At 63.5% G+C, this 16,741-nt stretch carries 15 protein-coding genes; 3 read left to right on the top strand and 12 right to left on the bottom strand.

Going from position 1 to position 16,741, the window contains the following annotated elements:
* The first annotated feature begins 324 nt into the window (after nt 1-324).
* Nucleotides 325-1,245 (top strand): AraC family transcriptional regulator, encoded by a 921-nt coding sequence (locus ACFY68_RS14470; RefSeq protein WP_387528379.1) that lies wholly within the window; start codon nt 325-327, stop codon nt 1,243-1,245.
* Between the two features lie 19 nt (nt 1,246-1,264).
* Here ACFY68_RS14470 and mtlD read toward each other — a convergent pair whose 3' ends face one another.
* From mtlD to ACFY68_RS14440, 6 genes are all read right to left on the bottom strand, one after another.
* On the bottom strand, nt 1,265-3,406 hold the full coding sequence (gene mtlD / locus ACFY68_RS14465; RefSeq protein WP_387528376.1) for a bifunctional mannitol-1-phosphate dehydrogenase/phosphatase: 2,142 nt from the start codon (nt 3,404-3,406) through the stop codon (nt 1,265-1,267).
* Nucleotides 3,407-3,783: 377 nt separating this feature from the next.
* On the bottom strand, nt 3,784-5,697 hold the full coding sequence (locus ACFY68_RS14460) for a tyrosine-protein phosphatase (RefSeq protein WP_387528373.1): 1,914 nt from the start codon (nt 5,695-5,697) through the stop codon (nt 3,784-3,786).
* 144 nt (nt 5,698-5,841) lie between these two features.
* A complete protein-coding gene (locus tag ACFY68_RS14455) occupies nt 5,842-6,615 on the bottom strand; it encodes an AraC family transcriptional regulator (protein WP_387528370.1) in 774 nt (257 codons plus the stop codon).
* Between the two features lie 36 nt (nt 6,616-6,651).
* A complete protein-coding gene (locus tag ACFY68_RS14450) occupies nt 6,652-7,890 on the bottom strand; it encodes an MFS transporter (protein ID WP_387528368.1) in 1,239 nt (412 codons plus the stop codon).
* Between the two features lie 117 nt (nt 7,891-8,007).
* Nucleotides 8,008-8,241, bottom strand: a complete 234-nt coding sequence (locus tag ACFY68_RS14445) for a hypothetical protein (RefSeq protein ID WP_387528365.1) — start codon at nt 8,239-8,241, stop codon at nt 8,008-8,010.
* Nucleotides 8,234-9,013 carry a VacJ family lipoprotein gene (locus ACFY68_RS14440; RefSeq protein ID WP_387528362.1) on the bottom strand — a complete coding sequence of 260 codons (780 nt, stop codon included), beginning with the start codon at nt 9,011-9,013 and terminating at the stop codon, nt 8,234-8,236. The genes ACFY68_RS14445 and ACFY68_RS14440 overlap by 8 nt, the downstream gene beginning before the upstream one ends.
* A 168-nt stretch (nt 9,014-9,181) precedes the next feature.
* On the opposite strand from ACFY68_RS14440, the gene ACFY68_RS14435 reads away from it, so the two are divergent.
* The gene (locus ACFY68_RS14435) at nt 9,182-9,892 is read left to right on the top strand and encodes a response regulator (RefSeq protein WP_387528359.1); all 711 of its coding nucleotides are present in this window, start codon (nt 9,182-9,184) and stop codon (nt 9,890-9,892) included.
* Nucleotides 9,889-11,241: an ATP-binding protein gene (locus tag ACFY68_RS14430; protein WP_387528356.1), complete on the top strand. Its 1,353-nt coding sequence runs from the start codon at nt 9,889-9,891 to the stop codon at nt 11,239-11,241. Before ACFY68_RS14435 ends, ACFY68_RS14430 begins: the two co-directional genes overlap by 4 nt.
* On the opposite strand, the gene ACFY68_RS14425 is transcribed toward ACFY68_RS14430, so the two are convergent.
* The 6 genes from ACFY68_RS14425 to ACFY68_RS14400 form a co-directional block, all read right to left on the bottom strand.
* Nucleotides 11,242-11,706 (bottom strand): DUF1348 family protein, encoded by a 465-nt coding sequence (locus tag ACFY68_RS14425; protein WP_387528354.1) that lies wholly within the window; start codon nt 11,704-11,706, stop codon nt 11,242-11,244. It abuts the gene before it with no gap.
* 144 nt (nt 11,707-11,850) lie between these two features.
* Nucleotides 11,851-12,375 carry a hypothetical protein gene (locus tag ACFY68_RS14420; RefSeq protein ID WP_387528351.1) on the bottom strand — a complete coding sequence of 175 codons (525 nt, stop codon included), beginning with the start codon at nt 12,373-12,375 and terminating at the stop codon, nt 11,851-11,853.
* The gene (locus tag ACFY68_RS14415; RefSeq protein WP_387528348.1) at nt 12,362-12,640 is read right to left on the bottom strand and encodes a hypothetical protein; all 279 of its coding nucleotides are present in this window, start codon (nt 12,638-12,640) and stop codon (nt 12,362-12,364) included. Before ACFY68_RS14415 ends, ACFY68_RS14420 begins: the two co-directional genes overlap by 14 nt.
* A 249-nt stretch (nt 12,641-12,889) precedes the next feature.
* Nucleotides 12,890-14,071, bottom strand: coding sequence for an MFS transporter (locus ACFY68_RS14410; protein WP_387528345.1), 1,182 nt, complete (start codon nt 14,069-14,071; stop codon nt 12,890-12,892).
* A 74-nt stretch (nt 14,072-14,145) separates the two neighbouring features.
* Nucleotides 14,146-14,949 carry a 2,5-didehydrogluconate reductase DkgB gene (gene dkgB, locus ACFY68_RS14405; protein ID WP_387528342.1) on the bottom strand — a complete coding sequence of 268 codons (804 nt, stop codon included), beginning with the start codon at nt 14,947-14,949 and terminating at the stop codon, nt 14,146-14,148.
* A gap of 180 nt (nt 14,950-15,129) precedes the next feature.
* Nucleotides 15,130-16,707, bottom strand: a complete 1,578-nt coding sequence (locus tag ACFY68_RS14400; RefSeq protein ID WP_387528339.1) for a hypothetical protein — start codon at nt 16,705-16,707, stop codon at nt 15,130-15,132.
* Nucleotides 16,708-16,741 lie beyond the last annotated feature (34 nt).

The raw sequence follows: 16,741 nt of genomic DNA, 5'->3' as shown, positions 1-16,741 counted from the left end.
CTGTAGTCTTTACCTGCCTCATCGCCGGCAAGCCGGCTCCCACAGGGTATGCGGCGCGCTCGCGGGCTTTGTTCTCTGCGCGACAGCGCAGCCCGATGGGCTGGGAATCTTCCACAGAAATACAAACAGCCTCCGGGCCTGCACAGTACCTGTGGGAGCCGCGCTTGCCGGCGATGGGCCGCGAAGCGGCCCCGGCCTTCAGACGCCGCGTCATGTGGCTGTCACGTGCGCTTGCTAGCGTGCGGGTCCCTCCCCCGACACAAGGTGTGCGACACGGTGTACGCCAGCACAAGCCGCAACACGTTCATGCTCCGGTCCGACAACATGCGCAGCGACGATTTCGCTGCGCTGTTCACGCAATTGCACGGCAACCTGTATGCCGACATGCCGCCACTGGGAGAGGGCATCGCCATTGGCGGTGTGTATGGCCGCTTCGGGGGCATGAGCGTGCGGCGCATGCACTACCAGGGCGACTTCACCATCGCCTTGCCCACGCCGCAGGATGAGATCACCTTTGTGCTGCCCACGGCGGGCAAGATCATTTTCGATCACCGTGGCGAGTCGATCGGCGGGGCGCAGGTTGGCCTGGCGGTCGACAAGCTGGACATCCGTTCGGTGCGTTTTGCCGAGGGGCATGCCCAATGCGGGATGTCGATTCGCCGTGGGTTGTTTGCCGAACGGCTTTCGGCGTTGCTGGGCCGGCCACTGGCCGCGCCAGTTCGGTTTGCCCCGGTGGTGGACCTGAATGTGGCGGCGTTCAAAGGCGTCCGTGCGTTGCTGGAAATGGCCACCGGCGCTGAGTTCGATCAACTGATCAGCAGCGGCCTGCTGATGCCGGTGCGGCTGCAGGAGATGCTGGTCGATGCAGTGCTGGAAACCTGGCCGCACAATTACAGCGAGGCCTTGCGCAGCCCGATGCCTTCGATTGCGCCCAGGCATGTGAAGTTGGCCATGGAATATATTCACGAGCAGCCGCTGAGCCTGCTCACTGGCAGCGACCTGGCGGGGCGGGTGAATGTGAGTTTGCGTGCGCTGCAGGATGGCTTTAAGCGGTTTGCCGGTACTTCGATTGCCGGTTACCAACGGCAGGTGCGGCTGGAGCAGGCGCGGCGGGTGCTGGCGAGCGGGGAGGGTGGCTCGGTGGCGCAGGTGGCCTTACAGCATGGGTTCAGCAATGCCGGGCGGTTTGCGCAGTATTTTCAGCAGGCGTTTGGCGTGAGCCCTGCGCAGGTCAGGGGGCGCTAGCCCCCACCCTGCATGTGGATCAGGCAAGCGCCATCTTTTCTGTGGTTGAGCACGAACGCAGTTGCTGCAACTGCTCGAAATGATCGGCGATAGCAGCGATCAGTTCGGCGTCAGCAGACGCGTCCATACCGGGGTAGGGCTTGCCGTTGTAGTCACCGTCATGGGTCAGCACAGCCACGAGGCTCTCGCCGTTAGCCTGATATAGCCGTTTCATCAGCTGCGCTTCCAGGTCCTTGCTGTCAGCGCACCGCAGCGCATAGTGCACGGCAAGGGCTGCGCCCAATGTCAGGCCGGGCGTTGCAATGCCATGCTTGCGGGCAAGGTCGATGCTACTGAGGATGCGCTCGTTGCGCTGCAGCTTGCGCAGCGGGTCGCGGCCTACCCGGGTGCAGGGGTCTTTGAACGAGGTTTTGCAGCGCTCCAGAAAGGTTTGCGCAAAACTGCGGATCACGTCTGCCATGTGTGGGTGCTCGGCCGTCAGCGCGGGCGCAACTTCCTCGTTGATCAGCCGCTCGGCCAGCGCACTCACCCGCGCATCGCCCATGCCCTGGCCTACCCAGTCATACCCCAGCACGCTGGCGTACCAGGCAATGATGGCGTGCGGGCCGTTCCACAGCCTGTTCTTGATGAGCTGGATCAAACCGATGTCGGCGACGGTCTTGACTTGGCGCAAGCGCTCCAGCAGGTCACTGCCGCGCTCGACATACAGGGGCATGTCGGGCTCGCTGTTGAACAGGATCAGGTGCAGCTGGCTCATCACGCTGCTGGACTGGGCGAAGGGCCGGAAGCGGCCGAGCAACCGTTCGTATTCAGGTAGCGGCGTGGTGGGTTTGCCGGCTTGCGCAGGCTCGTCTTCCAGGCTGTTCTGGAACATCTGCGATTTGATGCGCAGTTGCCGCACCAGTGCGTCATTGCTGATCTTGGAAACAATGCGGCTGACCACGGTTTCGGCAAAATGGGTCTTTTCCAGCACCTGCTGGCTGATGGCGGGTGGGCACAGCAGTTCAAGCTCTGCCTGTACGTGCAGCCGCACGAATGCGGCGCCGCCGATCTTGTTCAGCACGGTCAGAATGGTCAGCGCGCGGCCGCGGCGTTCGAAGCGTTGCAGCAGCCCTTTGGCGATGACCCTGGCCTGTTTGCGAATGGCCTGCTCTGGCAGGCTGAGGCCGATGATTTCTGCCGCGGTGTACATCGCGACCACGGCGTCTTCATCGCCCATGTCGATCATGCGCACGTTGTCGATGGCCTGGTCGAACGAGGTGGCGCCGTAGCGCACGCTGTAATTGCCGAACGCGCTGACGGTTTCGCGCAGCATGCGCGAGCGGGTGGCGGCGATGATTTCGCACGGCCGGGTGTAGCCGTCCCAATGGGAGAACACCTGGGTCAGGTAACCACCGCCGATGGCCCCGAAACCATGGATGCCGACGCGGAACTGGTTCAGTGAGGCGGGAAACGGCTCGTGCAGTGCTGGCGTGCCCAGGTGCGGAACGCACTCGCTCAGGTCAGCGAGGAATTCATGCATGCTGCGGTAGGCTTTGAACGCGCCCGCCTTGACCTCGGGGGCCGGCGGTTTGATGTCTTCGATCAGGATGGCCTGCCCTTCGGCGCGGATGGCCGAAAGCAGGCCGTTTTCGGAGTCTTCGAGCATCAGGCACTGGCCCGGCTCGCAGTTGAGCGCACTGGCAGCGCGCAGGAAAATTTCCGGGTGGGGTTTGCCCTGGCTGACTTCGTCGCCACACACGGTGACGTCGAAATACTTGAGCACGTTGGCGTTGATCAGGTACTCCTCGGCAATGGCCCGGCGGCTGGACGTGGCAACCGCCATGGTCAGGCCAGACTTGCGCAGCCGCTCGAGCACTTCCAGCAGGCCGGGCTTGATCGGCACGCCGTGGTTGCGCACGTGCTCCAGTTCAAGTTCATCGGCGCGTTGGCGAATTTGCGCATACGGGAAGTCTTCACCGTTGTGCGCCTTGGCCAGTGCCTCGGCTTTTTTGGCGCTCAGGCCCAGCGAGCCGATCAGCGTCTGCTCGCTAAGCGCCTTGCCGAAGATCTCCAGCGAAGCTTGCTTGAGCGTTTTGAAGCGCAAGCGCTCGGTGTCGAACATGGTGCCGTCCATGTCGAAGATGGCGCTGAAAATACGTTTGCCCTGAAAAAAAATCATGGATGTGTTCCCTGTTTTGACGGGTGGACCTTGCCGCTTTGCCAGTGGGTACAAGCGACGACGACGCAAATCTGCAATCAGCTTCGTCAGGTGGGAGGTACACGGTCGACAGGTGGGCGCTCAGGGGTGACGCAGAGGTAGGGCGGGACGGAGCGGGGTTTACACAGGAGGTCTACAAGCTTTGAGGTGCGACGGGCGCGCTGTTTGACTTTGACTTCACGCCCACTGGCTGCAGTTCGGTTTGCAGGCAGTGAGCGCAAGTAGCGATGGATACGTGTGATTCCAAACATTGGGTGATGAGCTTCCTGTTCAGTGACGGGTATTCCTTTTTCAGCCTTGCATGTATCGGCGATCACATGCAAGGCTTCGGTTTTTGCTCAGAAGGCGTAGCTGGCCTTGAGGCTGCCGCTGGCGCCATGGCTATCGCCGCCGCTCAAGGCCGCCACTTCGGCGCCGACACTCAGGGCGCCGAGGTGGGCCATCAGGTTCACGCCGGCGTTGAACTGGTCGCGGTTGTCGAAAGCCGCGCGCTGCTGAATGTCCAGCCCCAACAGGTGCCCTTCGCTGTCGACCTGGTGGTCGCCAAGAGCATGCTCGTAGCCCACTTCGACCCCCGGCACCAACTGCCAGCTGCCCATGGCGAACGGGGTGAAGGAGGCCTTGAGGTTGGCGACTGCGCTGCGACGGGTTTCTTGCAGGTCGTCCACCTGCAGCGCCAGTTCGCTGCCTTTTTCGGTGAAGCCGGCCAGGTCCACGCGGCTCACCCGCACACCCAGGCTAGGCTCCAGCTCCACACCTGCGGTGTTCATGCGATAGCCCAGCGCCAGGCTGGCGCCGGTCAGGGTACCGTGGCTGTCTCCCTTGGCGGTGCCCAGGCCGCCGCCGAGTTCGCGTTTGCTGGCATAGTCGAGGTAGCCGGCGCTGGCATCGGCGTCGATGAACAGGCCTTGTTCCAGGCCGCCCGGGGCGAAGCGTGCGCCAAGGCTGAGGAAGGCCAGGTCGGTGTCCGCCTCGCCGCCTGCGCCGCCGACGTTGCCGTTGCTGTAGCCGACGCCTGCGTGGGCGCTGAGCTGTTCGGAGAAGCGCTGGGTCATGCCGAACATCAAGCCTTGGCTGTGCTCGTTGCTGCTGGCGGCGTGGGCCGAACCGTCGGTGCCCAGGTAGCCGGCCAGCGCGGTGCTCCACAGGCGCGACTGGCCAACCTTCAGGTCGCTGCCGTCGGCGAAGGGCGAAGCGGCGCGGTCGATCATCGCGCTTTGGCGCAGCAGGTAGCTGGCGGCATCGGCGTGCACCTGGCCACCCACGGTCGCTTCAACGCCGCCCAGGGTGCCGGCGTCGATGGCTGACTGCAGGTAGTAGTTGTAGGCGCTGTAGGTGCCCGACAGGGGGGTGTCCTGCAGTTGCCCCAGCAGTTGCGCGCCAGCGCCAGCGTTGCCCAGCAAGCCCGTTTCGCCCGGCAGTGTGCCGTAGCGCACCATCTTGCCGCGCAGCACGTAGATGGTTTCCTGGCTCAGCCCCAGGCCTTGCTTGAGGTAATTGTCCATGCTGCCGTACTCGGCCGTGACCTCGTCCAGGCCGGCCTGCAGGTAGCTGGCCTCGACACCCAGCAGTGGTGCATACACCTGCGCCATGCTCGCTGGCATGGCCGCCAGGGTCGCGGCCACACGGGCGGCGGTGTAGTCGTTGGTGGCCAGGTAGTTGCTCATGATCGTCGTGTCGTCGACACCGGCAATGCTCAGCAGCACGGCGGCGGTCCAGCCGGTGCGGTCCTTGCCGGCGGTGCAGTGGAACAGGGCGGCGCCGTCGGCACTGGCCAGCTCGTTGAACAGCACCGAGAACTGCCCGCGCATGCCGGCATCACTGACGAAGGCGCGGTTGGTTTCCTGCATCATGGCCCGCGCCTGGTCGGCGCTGGTGAACGAGATGTTGGTGATGTCAGCGCCCGAGGTGGTGCTGCCGATGATGTCGATGTTGGTGTACGAGGCACCGGCGGGCAGGGTGTCGGGCGTAGCGGCGATTTCACTGGGGGTGCGCAGGTCGTAGACATCGCTGATGCCCAGGCCATTGAGCACGGCCAGGTCGGCGGCGGTTGGGGTGAGGGCGTTGGCGCGGTAGAACACCCCGGCACGCATCACGCCATCATGGCTTGTGGTGTAGGCCGAAGTGGTGCCGGCGATGTCGCGGAAGTTGTCCATGCCGGCCAGGCGCGGGGTGTCGAGCGCATCGGCGGCGTGGGCGGCAGAGATGCCAAGGGTGAGCAGGGACAGGGAGCAGAACAGACGTTGCAACACGGGTAAGAGCCTCGGTTGAGTGCGTGGTTGCGCTACTCTCCGGGGGCAAGATGAAACTGAATGTTACAAGTTGAGCCGTGACGCAAATGCTTGCGGGATCTGTCCGCTGGCTGCGTTTTCTGTACCGGCCGAGCCGCGTAGCGACTACTTGAAAAACTGGCTGGGTGTGGTGCCGAACTGGCGCTTGAACATGCTGGCGAAGGCGCTGGGGCTGTCATAGCCCAGCGTGCCGGCCACGTCGATGATGCGCTCGCCCAGGGCGATGCGTTCCAGCGCCTGCATCAGCCGCGCCTGCTGGCGCCACTGGCCGAAGGTCATGCCGGTTTCCTTGCGGAACAGGCGCTGTATGGTCTTCTCGTCGACCCCCAGGTGCAGCCCCCAGTCAGCCACGGTGGAGGGGTCGTCCGGCCGTTGCTGCAGGGCAGAACAGATCGTCAGCAAGCGCGGGTCGCTGGGGTGCAGCAGCTTCAGCGGCAGGGTTGGCAGCACGCTGATTTCGTCGAGGATCAGGCGCATGATGCGCGCCTCGCGCGAGTCCTCGGCGAACGGACCGCGCAAGTTCACCGAGGCCTTGATCAGCTCGCTGAGCAGGGGCGAAATGCTGATCGCCTTGCTCTGGCGGGGCAGGCTCGCCGCAGCATCCGGGCGCACGAACACGCTGCGCATCTTCACATCGCCTACGCAGCGAATGGCATGCTCCTGGCCGCAGGGCATCCAGATGCCGCGGCTGGTCGGCACGGTCCAGCGCTCGGCCTGCGACTCGACGATCATCAGGCCCTTGATGGCATAGATCAGCTGATGCTTGGCGTGCGAGTGCGGCGCGATGTACCAGTCCGGCGGGTAGTCGGTAGCGCGGCTACCGACCTCCCAGGTCCATTCATCCACCTCTACCAGCATGTCTTTCAGTGGCTTGAGCATGGTCCCCTCATGTTGTCGTATTTCAGCGTGGCCATCTTAGCAGCAGGTATTCGGGCGCGCTTTGGAGCGGGTAGCAGGCAGCAACGCGGTGGCCACACCCAGCAGCGGCAGGAACGAGATCACTTGGTACACCCACTCGATGCCGTGCAGGTCAGCCAACTCGCCCAAGCCCGCGGCGCCGATGCCGCTGATGCCGAACATCAGCCCGAACATCACGCCCGACACCATGCCCACGCGGCCTAGCACGGCTTCCTGGGCATACACCACCAGCGCGGCAAACGCCGAAGACATCACCAGGCCGATGACCACCGCCAGTACCGCCGTCCAGAACAGGTCGGCGTAGGGCAGGGCCAGGGCGAACGGCGCAACCCCCAGGAAGGAAACCCAGATCACCGCCTTGCGCCCGATGCGGTCGCCCACCGGCCCACCCGCGAAGGTGCCCAATGCCACGGCAGCGAGGAAGACGAACAGGTACAGCTGGCTTTGCTGCACGCTAAGGCCGAAGTGCTCGATCAGGTAGAAAGTGAAGTAGTTGGTAAACGAAGCGATATACACGAATTTGGCAAACATCAGTACGCATATCACGCTAACTGCGCGCCACACGGCACCCTTCGAAAGCCCGGGTGCCTGTTGCCCGGCAAAGCTCTTGAGGTGGGTCTGGCCGTGGCGGATGGTCCAGCCGGTGACGCGCAGCAGCACGCAGACCGCCAGCGCCGCTGCCAGCATGAACCAGGCAATGGCTGACTGCCCATAAGGGATGATGATGGCTGCGGTCAGCAGGGGGCCGATGGCCGACCCGGTGTTGCCGCCCACCTGGAAGGTCGATTGCGCGGTCCCGAAGCGCCCGCCCGAGGCCATGCGCGCGACCCGTGAGGCTTCGGGGTGGAAGGTCGCGGAGCCGACGCCGACAACCGCTGCCGCCACCAGCAGCATCTCATAGCTGCCGGCGAAGGCCAGCAGGGCGATGCCGACCAGGGTCACCAGCATGCCGGCCGGCAGCAGGTACGGTTGCGGGTGTTTGTCGGTATACATACCCACCCAGGGCTGCAGCAGCGAGGCGGTCACCTGGTAGATCAGGGCGATCCAGCCGATCTGCGCGAAGCTCAGCGAGAAATCGCTTTTGAGCATCGGGTAGATCGACGGCAGCACGGCCTGGATCAGGTCATTGAGCAAGTGGGCGAATGCGGCGGCGCCGACAATGCGCACCAGAAACCCCTGGGGTTGGTCGGCGGCGTGCGTGGTTGGCGAGGCCAAGGTGGCGGCAGAAGTCGTCATAAGCGAGGCTCTTTTTTCGAATGATGGCAAGGCATTGCCGCTGGAGGATATCCAGCGGTGCTTTTGCCTGTCTCACGTCGAACAGGCACTCACTAGCGTGTTTCGGACATGGCGTGGTCAGCGTGCCGTGCTTTCCCTGGCCAACCACCTGAGCAACGTGGCGATAGGCACGCGACGGTGCACCTCTTGGCGCTGCACCGTGCTGCCGTTACCGTACCTTTCGCGATAGCGGCTGACGATCAGGTGCCGGCCGTCGTCCGAGACCCGAGCCTCAAGCTCGTGCAGCAGCTGCTGCCGGGCATCGCTCGCCAGGTTTCTGAACAGCACCAGCGGGGCTTGAACGTCACTCATCCGCCTGCCCCCCTGGGCAGCTGGCCGGCCGCTTGCCTGGCGCGCCAAGCTTGCCTTCGGCTACGCGGTCGGCGCGGTACTGGGCGGTGTAGTCGCGCATGGCGAGGTAGTCATCAGGCAAGGTGCGCAACCAGTCGGTAATCGGCAGCAATTCGGCGCGACCATCTACCACCGCGCCTGCGGTGGCCACGTTGGTCAGGGTATCGACCGTATCGCTGTTGTCGCCAAACGGGTCAACCGCCATGCCCAGTACCCGGCCAGTGGCATCGCGCAGGTTGTGCGAGCCCAGCAACGGCAGCTCGATGATCGGGCCATCGGCGATGTTCCATACCCCAAACGTCTGCCCAAAGTCCGACGTGTGACGGGCCAGCCCCATCTTGCCCGACACATCGATCAAGCCTGCCACGCCCAGCGTGGTGTTGAAGATGAACCGCGTCAGGCTGGTCATGGCGCGCTCGCCGTTGCCTTGCAGCAGGTCGTTGACGAAGACCTTGGGCTCGCCGAAGTTGGCCGCGAAGTTGTGCACGCCCTGCTGGGTGAACTTAGGTAATGCGCTGTAGCCGCGGGCGACCGGTGCCAGCAGGTAATCGTCGACACTGCGGTTGAAGGCGAACACGGCGCGGTTGGCAGGTTCGGCTGGGTCGCTCAGCTGATACGCAACAGGGCCGCAGGCGCTGGCAGGCGGCCGCTGGCTGCAGCCTCCGGCCGCGAGCAGTGACAAGGCCAGTAGCGCGTTACGCGCTGAAAACCAGGCATAGGGTGGGGTGGGCATGGGCACATTCCTGACAAGTACGGGCGCCGATGGTGCGGGCGTTTGTTTGCCTGGAAATGTCCGGTTTACTTCACTGGCGACACTTTGTTTCCGAGTTGAAATATATGACGCCAACTGCATGATGGCCTTAAAGTTAGCGCTCATTACCTTAGTTTGCGGTGCCCCCGTGTGAGCCATTTGCTGATTGTCGACGATGATGTCGAAGTACTCGACCTGTTGCAGAAATTCCTCCGTCAGCACGGTTATGAAGTCGATGTGGCCAGCGATGGCGCAGGCCTGTGGCAGGCGCTGGAGCGGCGGGTGCCAGACCTGGTCATTCTCGATGTGATGCTGCCGGGCGACAGTGGCCTGGTGCTGTGCCAACGGCTGCGCGCCGAGTACAAGGTGGCGGTGATCATGCTCACCGCCATGGGTGAGTTGAGCGACCGGGTGGTCGGCCTGGAGCTGGGCGCGGATGACTACCTGACCAAGCCGTTTGCCGCCCGTGAGTTGCTGGCGAGGGTGCGTGCGGTGCTGCGTCGGGTAGGCGAAACCGGGGGCGGTGCGGTTACCAGCCCACGGTCGGTGCTTGAGTTTGCCGGCTGGCAGCTGGAGGTGCTGCGGCGGGAGCTGCGTTCGCCGGAGGGCGTGCTGATCCCCTTGTCCAATGGCGAGTTCGAGTTGTTGCTGGTATTTGCCGAGCACCCGCGCCGTGTGCTCAGCCGCCAGCAATTGCTTGACCTGGCGCGAGGCGAGGCGCACGAAGCGTACGACCGCAGCATCGACGTTCAGGTAAGCCGGCTGCGCCGCAAGCTCGAAACCGATGACAGCACAGCGCCGCTGATCCGCACCTTGCGCAATGTCGGCTACCTGTTCACTGCCACCGTGAACAAGCGATGAGCCTGCTGGCGCGGGCGCGCAAGGCCTTGCCACGGCCACGCGTCACCATTGCCCGCTGGATCGCGCTCACCACCCTGGCCGCCATGCTCAGCCTGCTGTTGCTCAAGTGGCTGTTCAGTCTGCTGTTGAGCGTGTGGGCGCAGCCGCCGCTGCTGGAAAGCGGCCTGATCGAAAAAGTGGCTTCGGTCGCCCGCATGCTCGATGCCACGCCGGTGGCGCAGCGGCCGACACTGGCCAGCGCGGCGGGGGATGCATCCTACAGCGTGCACTGGCTGCGTCGGCATGACGAGTCCGGTTTGCCCGCGTTGGCCGATAGCGAATTTCGCGAAGGCGCGCCTACACTGCGCACCCTGTTGAAACGCCCCGATGCCAAGATCGAAGTGTTCGGGCCCGATGACTTGCCAGCGCAGCAGCAGCGCGGTTATGCCCTGTTGATTGAACTGACGGACAAGTCCTGGCTGCTGTATCGCGCCACCGACCGTAGCTGGGGGTTGGACGAGCTGCCGCGCAACGTGATCATCCTGGCGCTGATGATCGTCTCCAGCCTGGTGGTCGCCTTTTTCGCCACGCGTTATCTCGCCCGCCCACTGGAGCGCTTCGCCCAAGGTGCGCGACGCTTTGGCAAGGACTTCAATGCGCCGCCGATCCCGGTGGTCGGCCCGCATGACCTGCGCCAGGCCATTCTTGCGTTCAACGCTACCCAGGCGCAGCTCAAACACTTTCTCAATGACCGCACGCAAATGCTGGCGGCCATCTCCCATGACCTGCGTGCACCCCTGACCCGCATGCGCCTGCGTGGCGAATTCATCGACGATGCCGAACTGCAGGCCAAGTTGTTCAAGGACGTGGACGAGATGCAGGCGATGGTCGATGCCGCGTTGCAATTCTTCCGCGACGACGCACGGCTGGAACCGACCACGGCGTTTGACCTGGGCGAGCTGCTGTCGACCGTGGTCGATGACTTCAAGGATGCGGGGGTGGACATCGGCCTCAGCGGGCCACGGCGCTGCGTCTATGTCGGCCGGCCCGTTGGCATCAAACGGGTGGTGGTGAACCTTGTCGAGAACGCCGTCAAGTATGGCCGCGAGCCGGTGGTGCAGCTGGAAGTTGATGACGAGCAGCTGGTCATGCGTGTGCTTGACCGCGGCCCAGGCATCGCGGAGCCACTGCAGGCGCGGGTTTTCGAACCGTTTTTCCGCATTGAAGGGTCGCGTAACAAGGACACCGGCGGGGTCGGCCTTGGCTTGCCGGCGGCGCGTGCCATCGTGCTCGAGCAGGGCGGCAGCGTGACGTTGAGCAACCGCAACGGGGGCGGGCTGGAGGTCACCGTCACGCTGCCTGTCGGTTGATCAGAGACCCAGCTCACTGAGGCCGGGGTGATCGTCCGGGCGGCGGCCCAAGGGCCAGTGGAACTTGCGCTCCGTTTCGGCGATGGGCTGCTCGTTGATGCTCGAATGGCGGTTCTGCATCAGGCCATCCTCGGCAAACTCCCAGTTTTCGTTGCCATGGGCGCGGAACCACTGGCCACTGTCGTCGTGGTATTCGTAGGCGTAACGCACGGCAATGCGGTTGCCGGTAAACGCCCACAGTTCCTTGATCAGGCGGTATTCCAGTTCATGGTTCCATTTGCGTGTCAGGAACGCCTGCACTTCGGCACGGCCACGGGGAAACTCGACGCGGTTGCGCCAAACGGTATCCTCGGTGTAAGCCAGCGCAACCTTGGCAGCGTCGCGGCTGTTCCAGCCATCTTCGGCAAGGCGGACTTTTTCGATGGCGCTTTCGCGGGTGAAGGGCGGAAGTGGAGGGCGGGACATGGGTTTCTCCTCAGGCGTGGTGGGCATGAAGGAGAGTAGTACTCTGACGGCCTCGATGAGAATGGGTACAGCAGGCACTTCATAGTTGCAGCCAGCGGAACAATGCTTCAGCAAGCGCAGCTCACGGCGCTGTCGGCGCGGTGTTCAGGGTTTGGCTTCATCCACATACGACTCGAAGAACCAGTCGGGGATATCCTCTGTTCGGTACTCAAGCTCTGTACCTATAGAGGTAGGTACGGTAGCCACGGGCTTGAGCCTGGTGCATAAATTCGACTTGCTTGGATGTGACATCACCGTTTCAAAACTGAAGCTGGTGCGCCTTTCCAACAAGTGCTGACGTATGTAGTCCGAAATGACCGATGCAAAATAAGAGTCGATGTCCAGGCCTCTGTAATCGACTCTGTTGCCTGGCAGCCTAAGTTTTTTCGCTGGCTCGATAAGGTTTTTTTGTCTGATCAGGTAATGGCTGACGTGGAAATTGACCAGTTCGGGAAGTGTGGATTCGATTCCGAAGGGCGACAGGTCGATGAAGCCTGTCGCTTTCGCTTCTTTCTCCAACTCGTCTGCATTGACAAAAACCCGTGTCAGAGCCGGTGGAACGTCGGCTTTGATGGTGCTTTTGCCGGAGCCATTCGGGCCTGCGAAAACGCGCAGCCTAGGCACCTTCACCGGCCGATTTCCCCTTGACCTTGCGCACGGTGATCACCTCGCCAACCTTGACTTTACGCCGCGGTTTGGCCCTGGCCACGATAGTTTTGACACCGTCAGGTGAGACGCGGACAAGATTGCCGTCGTCAGTACGAAGTACGCCCTGTTCACTCACCAGCAGGGCGCGCAGGTAGGCGGAGTGAGTCGCTTCACTCGCTAGGCGAGGGACCTCCTGCTCCAGCGCATCAATGTCACTTTCAGCGCTGTGCTCAAGCTTTTTAGCCATGGATGAATACCTCCGCATATCCTGTAACAGGTTACAAGGATTGGGGGCATCATAGCGCCGACAGGTTGAAAAGGCATCAGAGAGATACATTGAGACCGTCCTGTAAAATGGTTCGCGGAACAGTCTCGCACAAAGACAGCAGCATGGTTTCGCCATGCTCTGTAGTCCATTTCTGACTTTCCGCGCTCTACACTGAGATCTGCGGCGGTTGACGTGTTGGGGCTGTTTTCAGCCTCAGTGAGCCTGCCCTTAGGCGGCATCGCCCAAGGCTTTGTCCACTGCCTTGCCACGCCCGCCCAGCCAGACCAGCAGCAAGCCTGCCGCAGCCAGCACACCGCCGGCCATCGGCACGGCGGCATAGCCCAGGTCGAGGCTGATCACCGCGCCCCCCAGGGCCGCGCCCACGGCATTGCCAAGGTTGAACGCGCCAACGTTGATCGACGATGCCAGCCCCGGCGCCTCGGCGGCGGCGGTCATCACGCGCATCTGCAGCGGCGGCACCACGGCGAAGGTGAACATGCCCCAGACCAGCAGCGCAATGGCGGCGCCGATGTGGCTGCCGAGCACCAGCGGCATCAGCAGCATGATCAGCGCCAGCACGCCGAGGAAGATCCGCGCGGCACCGTCCAGCGACCAGTCGGCCAGGCGGCCGCCGAGGCTGTTGCCAAGGGTAAAGCCGACGCCGATCAGCACCAGGCCCAGGGTGACGAAACTGCCCGAGGCGCCGGTCAGTTCGGCGAGCACCGGTGCCACATAGGTGTACAAGGTAAACATCGCACCAGCGCCCAGCACAGTGGTGGCCATCGCCAGCAGCACGCTGGGGCGGGCGATCACCGCCAGCTCCTTGCGCACATGCGGCACGCTGCCGCGCTCACCCTTGGGCAACGCGTACCACAAGGCGGCCATGGCCAGCAGGCCCAGCACTGCGGTACCGGCGAACGCCATGCGCCAGCCGACCTGCTGGCCGACCCACGTGGCGGCAGGTACGCCGCCAATGTTGGCGATGGTCAGGCCCATGAACATGGTGGCCACGGCACTCGCTTGTCTGTCCTTGGGCACCACGCTGGCGGCCACCACTGCGCCCAGGCCGAAGAAGGCACCGTGGTTGAGGCTGGTGACCAGCCGCGAAGCGAGCAGGGTGTAGTAGTCCGGCGACAGCGCCGAGAGCAGGTTGCCCAAGGTGAAGATCGCCATCAGCGCCATCAGCGCGGCGCGCTTGCCGAAGCGGCTGAACAGCAGCGTCATGATCGGTGCGCCGACCATGACGCCGATGGCGTAGGCGGTAATCAGCATGCCGGCGCTGGGGATGCTTACGTCCACGCCCTGGGCGATCACCGGCAGCAGGCCCATGGGGGTAAATTCGGTGGTGCCGATACCGAAGGCGCCGATGGCCAGGGCGAACAAGACCCGTTTTGGGGAAAGCGTGCTCATCAGGAGCTCCGGTTGAAAAGGGGAACAAGCAGCCAGTAGCGGCCGCAACAGGCCGCTACCGATTCACCGTGGAATCAGTCCCAGGCTGGCGCCAGGCCGTCCGGGCTGACTTCGCGGCCATTGCGCTCCAGCGTGGCAATGCGTGCCATGTCGTCAGCGTCCAGGTCCAGGTCGCGGGCGAGCAGGTTGCTGGCCAGGTTCTCGCGCTTGGTCGAGGATGGGATCACCGCGTAGCCCAGTTGCAGGGCCCAGGCCAGGGCTACTTGAGCAACGGTGGCCTTGTGCTTGGCGGCAATTTCGGCCAGCACCGGGTCCTTCAGGACCTTGCCATAGGCCAGGGTCATGTAGGAGGTGACGGTGATGCCCTGTTCCTTGAGGAAGGCCGTCAGCTTGCTGTTTTGCAGGTACGGGCTGAGTTCGATCTGGTTGGTGGCGATCTCACCCTTGCCGACCACGTCGATGGCCTGGCGGGTCAGCTCGATATTGAAGTTGGAGATGCCGATCTGACGGGTCAGCCCCAGTTTCTTTGCTTCGGCCAGGGCCGCCATGTACTCCGGCAGCTCGACGCCATTGCCTGGGGCTGGCCAGTGGATCAGCAGCAGGTCGACGTAGTCGGTGCGCAGTTTGTTCAGGCTTTCGCGCAGGCTGGGGACCAGTTTGTCGGCAGCGTAGTTGTCGACCCAGATCTTGGTGGTGATGAACAGCTCGCTGCGCGGTACACCGCTCTCGGCGATGGCCTGGCCGACGTCGGCCTCGTTCTTGTAGATTTGCGCGGTGTCGATGGCTCGGTAGCCCAATGCCAGGGCTGACTTGACCGAATCGATGACGACTTGGCCGCTGAGGCGGAAGGTGCCCAGGCCGAAAGATGGAATGCTCATGCGTCTGCTCCTGCTGATTGAGAGGTGGACAAGCGCTTGGCTGCGCTCGCCTCACGTTCGTTCGAGTGGTAGGCAGTGTGCGGGTTTCGCGGGCTTTGATTAAGGCAGGGTGGGGTCAAGGACCTTTGACCTGAAATCACGAGTCCAGGCGTGGCTCGTGATTTCAGGCGTGCATAGGTATCAGGCCGCTATTAGCCCCGGGACGGATTGCAGCAGCCACAGGTGACGCAGCCCTGCCAATTGGTCTTCCAGGGTGGAAGCCGCACCGCTGCGGCGGGCGGCGCGGTCTTGATCAAGCAGCGTATCAAGCATGTTCAGCAGGTCGCGGGACTGGTCCGCCGACGCGCGGTTGGTCTCGTCAGACTGCAGCGTGCCGTTCTGGTAGGTCCGTACACGTTCCTGCTGGCTGGCTTGCTGGGTGGCGCTTGCTTGCACCAACGAATTGTTGGAGAAGCCCAGGCGGGTGGTGCTGAGGGACTGGTCGTCGACCTCGTGATAGCGGTAGTTCTGCGATTCGTTGTCACGGCTCAACACCAGGTCCACCAAGGGGTTGAGGCCCTGATGCCAGGCTGCCTTGAGGTTGGCCTGCTGGTCCTGCTGCACGGTCAGGTTCGCCGCACTGCCCTTGCGCACGGTCGATTGCGAGACCTTGTAGTCGAAGTGGTCCACTTCCTCGGGCCGCATCGGGTTGATTTTCTGCTCGGTCTGGCTGATCGAGGCATCGAAATCGGCCAGGCCACTCAACAGCAGGCGGCTGGCCTTGTTCAGCGCGATATCATGGTTGGCGGGGCGTGGGCTGGCATCGTCGACACTGTTGAGCTGGCTGAAAGCATCCTTGAACAGTGCCATCAACTGCGCGTCACCGTTACCGCGCTTCTGCGCGGCATCGAACTGGGTCAGGTAATTGGCCACCGCAGCCTGGCGTTGCGCCTGGCTGCCGAGCAGGGCGCCGCCCTGGGTGTCGAAGTTCATCTTCACTTCGCCACTGGGGCCTTGCAGTTTCAGGCTGCGGGTATCCTCGTTCAGCTGCAGGTCGAAGGTTTGCTGAGCGCCGCTGGCAGTCTCCAGCTTGGCGTTCATCTGCAGGCCGGTGAACAGGCTCGGGTCGAGCTTGACCAGAGCGCCCAGTTGAAGCTGGGGTGGCTCCTTCGTCAGGCCGTTGAGCGCCGACTGAAAACTGCCCGCCAACGCCGCCAGGCCCTTGAGCTCGTCGCTGGTCAAGGTACCGCCTTGCACATCGGCGTCCACCGCGAGGCCGTCGGCGCTGCTATACAGCCCCAGGGTCACAGTGGCGCCCGAGGCACTGGTGAGGTTGAAGGTGACGGTGTTGGTCGCGTATTCGCGCAACCTGGCCTGCTGCAGGCCCAGCAGCAAGGGCTCGGTGGCCGTGCTGTCATTGACCGCCAGCCCCGACTGGGCGATGCGCTGGCCGCCATTGGCCGCCAGTTGTTCCAGTAGCGCGGCGCCAAGGCCCTGGAAGCGCGCGCCGGTGGACGACGACTGGACCGCGCTCGCCATGTACATGCTGAGCTTGTCGAGGCCGTTGCGCTCCCACACATACTGGCTCTGCGCCTCCCGTGTGGTGCCTTTGGCGGTGTAGGTCTGGGTATCCACGTCGGTAATCTGCTGGCCAAGGCTGACCACGGTGCTGGGGCGCACGGATGCAGCCTGGGGCATGCTGGTGCTGACGAGCTGAGGCGCGCGGGCCGCGATTTGAACGACGGGCGTCAAGCGTACCGCTGAGTTGATGGTGGTCATCGCCAGCTTCCTTACTGGTGTGGAGGTGTAATCC

Source organism: Pseudomonas sp. NPDC012596 (genome assembly GCF_042902325.1).
GTDB lineage: Bacteria > Pseudomonadota > Gammaproteobacteria > Pseudomonadales > Pseudomonadaceae > Aquipseudomonas.
This window is presented reverse-complemented; position numbering and strand designations above follow the sequence as displayed.